The 6,000-nt window shown below is 72.9% G+C and carries 8 protein-coding genes, 1 tRNA gene and 1 pseudogene; 4 read left to right on the top strand and 6 right to left on the bottom strand.

Annotated features, from left to right (window positions below; translation table 11 throughout):
- The first annotated feature begins 32 nt into the window (after positions 1-32).
- A complete protein-coding gene (locus tag AB0C76_RS38435; protein WP_359974671.1) occupies positions 33-1,121 on the top strand; it encodes a PQQ-binding-like beta-propeller repeat protein in 1,089 nt (362 codons plus the stop codon).
- A gap of 200 nt (positions 1,122-1,321) precedes the next feature.
- Here AB0C76_RS38435 and AB0C76_RS38440 read toward each other — a convergent pair whose 3' ends face one another.
- A complete protein-coding gene (locus tag AB0C76_RS38440; RefSeq protein ID WP_359974673.1) occupies positions 1,322-2,350 on the bottom strand; it encodes an AraC family transcriptional regulator in 1,029 nt (342 codons plus the stop codon).
- 126 nt (positions 2,351-2,476) lie between these two features.
- Here AB0C76_RS38440 and AB0C76_RS38445 point away from each other — a divergent pair.
- A tRNA-Glu gene (locus AB0C76_RS38445) sits at positions 2,477-2,548 on the top strand.
- Positions 2,549-2,615: 67 nt separating this feature from the next.
- On the opposite strand, the pseudogene AB0C76_RS38450 reads toward AB0C76_RS38445, so the two are convergent.
- A pseudogene (locus tag AB0C76_RS38450) lies at positions 2,616-2,753 on the bottom strand (restriction endonuclease); the annotation flags it as partial.
- A 2-nt stretch (positions 2,754-2,755) separates the two neighbouring features.
- Entirely contained in the window at positions 2,756-2,911 is a 156-nt protein-coding gene (locus AB0C76_RS38455) for a hypothetical protein (RefSeq protein WP_359974675.1), read from the bottom strand.
- Positions 2,912-3,405: 494 nt separating this feature from the next.
- Here AB0C76_RS38455 and AB0C76_RS38460 point away from each other — a divergent pair, with 494 nt between their 5' ends.
- Entirely contained in the window at positions 3,406-3,618 is a 213-nt protein-coding gene (locus AB0C76_RS38460; RefSeq protein WP_359974677.1) for a hypothetical protein, read from the top strand.
- Positions 3,619-3,704: 86 nt separating this feature from the next.
- Here AB0C76_RS38460 and AB0C76_RS38465 read toward each other — a convergent pair whose 3' ends face one another.
- From AB0C76_RS38465 to AB0C76_RS38475, 3 genes are all read right to left on the bottom strand, one after another.
- Positions 3,705-3,914 (bottom strand): hypothetical protein, encoded by a 210-nt coding sequence (locus tag AB0C76_RS38465; RefSeq protein WP_359974679.1) that lies wholly within the window; start codon positions 3,912-3,914, stop codon positions 3,705-3,707.
- A gap of 233 nt (positions 3,915-4,147) precedes the next feature.
- Complete coding sequence (locus AB0C76_RS38470) at positions 4,148-4,420, bottom strand: hypothetical protein (protein WP_359974681.1); 273 nt, start codon at positions 4,418-4,420, stop codon at positions 4,148-4,150.
- Positions 4,421-4,475: 55 nt separating this feature from the next.
- Entirely contained in the window at positions 4,476-5,117 is a 642-nt protein-coding gene (locus AB0C76_RS38475) for a TetR/AcrR family transcriptional regulator (protein ID WP_359974683.1), read from the bottom strand.
- Between the two features lie 108 nt (positions 5,118-5,225).
- On the opposite strand from AB0C76_RS38475, the gene AB0C76_RS38480 reads away from it, so the two are divergent.
- A complete protein-coding gene (locus AB0C76_RS38480) occupies positions 5,226-5,894 on the top strand; it encodes a hypothetical protein (RefSeq protein ID WP_359974685.1) in 669 nt (222 codons plus the stop codon).
- Positions 5,895-6,000: the final 106 nt, after the last annotated feature.

Raw genomic sequence — 6,000 nt, forward strand, 5'->3', positions numbered from 1 at the left:
CCCGGCCCCGGCTCGACCGCAGGAGGCTGCTGGTGAGCGCGGCGGGGGGCGTGGGCGCCCTCGCGGTCGCGGCGAGCGTGGGCTGGTGGGCGCGCCACGACGACGCCAGCGGCCCGCGGATCTGGAGCACGACGGCCGCCGGCGGCCGGGTCGCCCTGAACACCGGCGCGCAGGACGGCCTGTACGTCTCCGGCTACGACGGCAGGGTGAGTGCCCTCGACCCGCGCACCGGCGCCGTCCGCTGGAGCAGCGAGATCACCACCCCCGGCCACGCCGACACGCTCGACGGCTGCCCGATGGCCGTCGCGGAGGGACTGGTGTGCGTCACCAGCCTGACCCGCCTCCAGGTCCTCGACGCGGCGACGGGCGCCGTGCGCTGGCAGGTGGAGGAGCCCGACACCATGGACGCCGAGTGGGGCGACGGTCCGGCCGTCGCCGGCGGCCGGGTGTTCGCGGTGTACGGGGGTGCCCTCCGCTCCTACGACGCGGCCACCGGCGAACTCCGCTGGAGCGGCCTGCCGGACACCGGGGGCGCTCCGGCCGCCGTCGGCGCCACGGTGTACACCGCCGGGACGCCGGGGGGAGTGCGGGCCTTCGATGCGCGCAGCGGCGAGCAGCGCTGGGAGCAGAACGCCGTCGGAAAGCAGTTCACCGGTCCCGTCGTCCGCTCCGGCGGCGTGTTCGTCGCGGACTTCGACCAGACGACGAAGTCCTCGACCGTCTATGCCCTGGACGCCGCCACGGGCCGGGTGCTCTGGCGGCAGGCCAAGCAGGACACGGGCACGCTCGCGGTGAGCGACGGCACGGTCCTTCTGCTCGGCGGGTCGCGACTGACCGCCCTGGACGCGGAGACCGGCGCGATCCGCTGGACCACCGCCGTCCCCCTCGGCCTCGGTCTCGGGGGCAACGCCGTCACGGCCACCGCCGACACCGTCTACATCGGGACGAACGACGACCGCGTCTACGCCCACGACCTCGCGACGGGCCGCCTCCGCTGGCAGGACGAGCCGAAGCGCACCGGGAACGAACGCACCGGCATCTACCTGGCCGCCGCCGGCACCGCCGTCTACCAGGGCGGCCGCAGGGGCGTCCACGCGCTCGGTGCGGTGCCGTCGGCCTGAACGCGGGGAAGGCGCAGCGCGGCGGCCCGGCACGCTCCCCTGTGGCGTGCCGGGCCGCCGGCCGTCCGGCTGCGCCGGGTGGGATCGGGTCCGGCGCCGGAGCGGACGGCGACGGTGCGCCGTTTCTCCTCGGGGAACGAGGCTGCCAGGTCTCGGACCTGCCGTGTTGTCACTGCGTCGACAGTTCCTGCGCTCTGCGTCTACTCGCCCGCGCCCCCTGAGGACGCGGTGCGCCGGAGCTCCCTCGGGGAGATCCCGTACGCGGCCCGGAAGGCCCGGCTGAAGTCGGAGGGCCGGGGGAGGCCCCAGCGGACGGCGACGGCGTGGACGGGCAGGGCGCGCAACGCGGGATCGGCCAGGTCCTGGTGGGCCTTCTCCAGCCGTTGGCGGCGGATCCACGCGGCGACCGTCTCACCCCCCGACTGCTGCGTGAAGACGCGGTGCAGGTAGCTGACGGAGATGTGGTGCGCGGCGGCGATCACGGGCGGCGAGAGCTCGGGATCGTGCAGGTTCCGGCCGATGAACGTCCGGACGTTCTCCACCAGGGCCCGCTGCCGGGCGTCGTCCGGGAGCACGGCCTCGGCTTCCAGCTCCCGGGCCAGCCAGGCGGCGACGAGGTCGATCACGACCGTCCCCAGCCGGGGTGCCTCGGCCGGGCCGAGGACGGCGGCCTGGCGGTCCAGCCCGACCAGGAAGTCGGAGAGCAGCGCACACGTGCCCTGGCGCCCCGAGAAACCGCGGCCCATCAGGTCGCGCACCCGGTCCGGGGGCAGGGGCAGCATGGCCATGGGGAAGTCGATGCCCAGGGCGTCGGTCCGGGGTGGTCGCGGACCGGCGGTCCCGGCGGTGCGGTCGGCGAAGGCCCGCACGTCGTACGGGTGCGAGCTGTCGAGCACGGTCAGCTCGCCGGGCCTGAACACCGTCGTGCCGGCCCGGGGGTCGCGGGTCAGCGACAGGGCTCCGTCGAGCACCAGCGTCAGGTGGCACACCTCCCGGTCGGACTGCCGCACCCGCCGTGCGGACCGCCGGAACCGGGCCGGCGGGAACGACGACTTGAGGAGCGTCACCGGCCCCAGCTCCAGACGCCGCATCTCCGCCTCGAAGTCGTCGGCGTGCGCACTGGTCATCTCGCTGTCCCGGGTCCGCCCGACCAGCTCCCGCCAGCAGTCGAAACGGTCCTCCGCAGGCAGTTCGTCCCCCCGGAACACGGTCCCCGCACTCCCGGTCAATCCCCGCTCCTTCCCTCGGTCCCTGTCCCCGTCGGCTCCCGATTTTCCTCTTCCGATCATGAACTGGTAACTTCTCGTCCGTCGACGGGACGAGATCGCGGAAGCGGGCGAGGCCAGGTCGGTCAGGCGTCGGTGGTGCAGTGGTAGCACGCCCGCTTTCAGCGGGAGGGGTTCGTTCGATTCGGGCCCGGCGCTCCAACCCGATGGGGCGGGAGCCGGTCTCGGCTCCCGCCCCTGCGGCGTTCCACGGGTCCACCGGTTTGCCGCCGACCGGTTCCTGCTTCTTGCACTGCACGGCCCAGCGCCGGCCCATCGGATCCTCGGCGAGCACGTCCACGCTCTGGTCGCCGGCCCACCCGGCCTCGTGCGCCCGACAGCCGTCGCGCCGCAGCGGATCGCGCACCGCTACTCGAACGCGTCCGGCTTCATGTGGTCGATCCCGCCCGGCCCGCTCAGCGCCAGCCGCAACCGGGCGGCGTGCACCTGCTGTTGCCGGGCCGCGAGCACACGGCTGCGCACGACGGCCGCCCCGGCGGCGCCCGCCACGACGGCGGCGACCACGAGCACCCACCGGTTCGCCGCGAGCCCATCGCACCACGGCCCGGGGCGGCCGCCCGCCCGGGGCCGCTTCGGGGAAAGCCGGGCGGAGGCGAACGGCTGCTCAGGAGGCCTGCGGTCAGGCGGACTTGGCCGTGGCGCGGACGCCGAAGTGGACGTACCGGGCGCCGTCGGGGAGGGCGTGGAAGACGACGGGGATCCACGCGTCCTTGTCGTTGCGGCGGCCCGCGAAGACCGTCCTGGCGGGAGAGTCGGAAACGGGCGTGAGGTGCCAGACGAGCGGGGACCGACGAGGAGAGCCGGCAGTTACAACGGATCGTGCGTCGAGGCAGCGCCAACGCGGTGCGCTACCGGCGGGCCGTCGCGCGCTGCTCCGGCCTGCCGGGAACAGCCGGCCTGGCACGCGTTCGACATGCGGAACCACGACCGGGTGTTGATCGGCGTGGCGGTGCTCGTTAGCGTGGCGGACGGGATCCGAGGGGAAGGTGGGGGAGACGATGGGACATCGCACCAGGCAGATCGAGGCGTTGCTGGCAGCGGCTTTCGGCGCGCTGATGGCGTTGGTGTCCAGGTACGCGCTCCACGGCGTCTACATGCAGCATCGGGACGAATACGCAGTGCTGAAGTCGCTCGACGTCGCCGTGCTGGCCGCAGGCGCGGTGGCGGCCGCTGCCGCGTACTGGGTGCTACGGAGGCAGGCGGACGGCTAGAGCCGTGACCGAGGAGGTCCACCGGCTGCGGTCTGTTGACGTTTGGAAGCTCGGGGACTTCGGCGGACGGCAGCCAGGCCGTTTCTTCAGCCGATCGGAAAGGAGAACACGTCAGCGAAGGACATGGTCGTGTCGGGTCGGAGGCGCGTGGTTTCGCCTCGGAAGGACCGCACCTCCAGCCGGCTCTGCGGCGATGCCGTCGACAGTACGTCCATGGGCTTCCGGACGTCGGCCGGCCGGAAGACCTTGAACGTCGGTGACGCCCGGTGGAACGACGGCTGAATGTCGAAGCGCATGGCGGCGGGATACGGCGATCGTCCCCAGTCGCTGTACGGCAGCGGGGCGTGGGGCGTGACGATGGATGCGGGCGTCGACCAGCTCCTCCGGATCCTCGTCCCCGATCTCGCAGTTGAATAGGGGGAAGGCCGTCGCCACCCGCGCTGCCGCCGCCGTATGCGCACCGAAGCCCGGCCCAGTGCCGGCGCGCTGAACAGGGCGTGATCGAAGGACCCGACCGGACGCGGCGAGGTCACCTTGTGGTGGGGCCGGCCGTCGAAGGCGAGGTCACGCCTGGAACGATGACGTCCAGGAACCCGGCAACCACTGCGTCCTGGTGGCTGCCGGCTCGCACGGCGAAGCGGACCGCGCTGCGGCCCTGTTCCTGCAGCACGTAGTACTCGAAGAAGCCCATCGGGTGATCGGGCGTGCGCACGCAGCGAAAGACCTGATCGAAGCCGTCGACCGGCAGGAACTCCGGTACCGGCGCGTAGGGGCCGGCGGTCCTGGTGAGGAGCTCCAGCACGGGTGTGCCAGCCTCGGCTTCCGCCGGATCGCAGGGGGGTCCCACCTCGGTGGACCTATGTGGTCAGAGCACTGGCGAGCGCCGCGAAGCCCGTGCACAGGAGCCGGATGCTCCGGGTGTACTTCTCCTCCTGGCTGATGCGCGGGATCAACGGGCCCATGACCAGGGGGAACCGCTCGCACAGGTCGGCGTAGAGCTCGGCGGTGACGGGCGGGGGTGTCGCCGGCTGGTTCTGTTCCTGGAGGACGAAGCCGGTGGCGTGGCTGAGGAGGGTGTCGGCGGCGGTGGCGCAGTGGTCGGCGGGGAGGCCGGCGTCGAGGAGGGTGCGCAGCAGGCGTTCCATCAGGGAGAGGGCGCCGGGGCTGAGCATGCCGGGGCTGTCGGCGAGGAGCTGGGCGCCGCCGGGGTGCTGCTTGATGCTCTGGCGCAGCGTGGCGGCCTGGGCCTCGATCCGGTCCTGCCAGGTGGCGTCGGCGGGGAGGGCGGCCAGCGCTTCGGTGCCGGCGTCGTAGGCCGCGCGGCAGACCCGGTCGGCCATCAGGGCGAGCAGCTCGTCCTTGCCGCGTACGTGGTAGTAGAGGCTGCCGGCGTGGGCGTCCAGGCGGTCGGCGACCTGGCGCATGGACAGGTTCTGGTAGCCGACCTCGGCGAACACGGCCATGCCGGCGTCGACGATGCGCTCCTTGGTGAGCTTCATGCGGCCCACGGTACCGCGTTTTCCAACACCGTTCGAAAACTGTGCTAACTTTGCGCCATCACGTTTTCAAACGGCGTTGGAAAGCGCCGAACCGGGGGGAGGACGGGCATGGGGGCGATCCTGTTCAACGTGACCACGGCCGCGCTGATGGTCATGATGGTCAACTGCGGGCTCGGCGTGGTCGGCCGGGACACCCTGCGGAGCAGGCCGCTGCCGTGGGCGGCGATCGTCCTGACCGCGCTCGCCGTCGGTGGCGTCGTGCTCCAGCTGGTCTGGTCGGGAGCCATGGACGCGCTCGACGCGGACCCCGCCAGGCCGGGCTGGTGGCGCGAGTTCACCTCGGTGTTCATGCAGAACGGCGGCCTCTTCGGCGGCCTGTGGAACCTCGTCACCCTCGCCGCCGTCGCCGCGCTCGCCCACTGGTACTGGGGCGGCACGCTCACCCTCGGCTTCTTCCTCGCCGGCATCCTGCTGCCCGGCCGGATCGACGACCTGCTCGGCTTCGGCGACGGCCCCAGCACCGACCCCCGCAACTTCGCCGGCAGCTCCGGCGCGACCTACTTCCTCGGCGCCACCCTGGCCCTCGCCTTCCTCACCCGCACCCGCGTGCCGAAGGAGATCGCCCTGGCGGCCGGTGTCCCGGCGCTGGGCATGGCGATGTGGCTCGCCCAGGAGAACGGCCACGGGCTGGTGTCCGTCTACGGGTTCGCCCTCGGCGCGGTGGCGTGGGCCGTCCGGAGCCGGCTGGTCCGTCCGGCGGCCGAGCGGACGGCCTGACCCTGCACCTGGGCACAACATGGCCGTCCGTCAGCCGGCCGGGAGCATCGTGGTCTACGCCTCGACCTGGCGCGACGGCGCCGAGGTCGCGCGCTTCGACGCCGAG

The sequence above is a fragment of the Kitasatospora sp. NPDC048722 genome (assembly GCF_040650235.1).
Taxonomy (GTDB): Bacteria; Actinomycetota; Actinomycetes; order Streptomycetales; family Streptomycetaceae; genus Kitasatospora.

Bases quoted from the DNA above. Each gene is read 5' to 3' on its own strand.
- AB0C76_RS38460 (WP_359974677.1), top strand. From the start codon at position 3,406: ATGGGACATCGCACCAGGCAGATCGAGGCGTTGCTGGCAGCGGCTTTC.
- AB0C76_RS38465 (WP_359974679.1), bottom strand. From the start codon at position 3,914: ATGCGCTTCGACATTCAGCCGTCGTTCCACCGGGCGTCACCGACGTTC.
- AB0C76_RS38475 (WP_359974683.1), bottom strand. From the start codon at position 5,117: ATGAAGCTCACCAAGGAGCGCATCGTCGACGCCGGCATGGCCGTGTTC.
- AB0C76_RS38480 (WP_359974685.1), top strand. From the start codon at position 5,226: ATGGGGGCGATCCTGTTCAACGTGACCACGGCCGCGCTGATGGTCATG.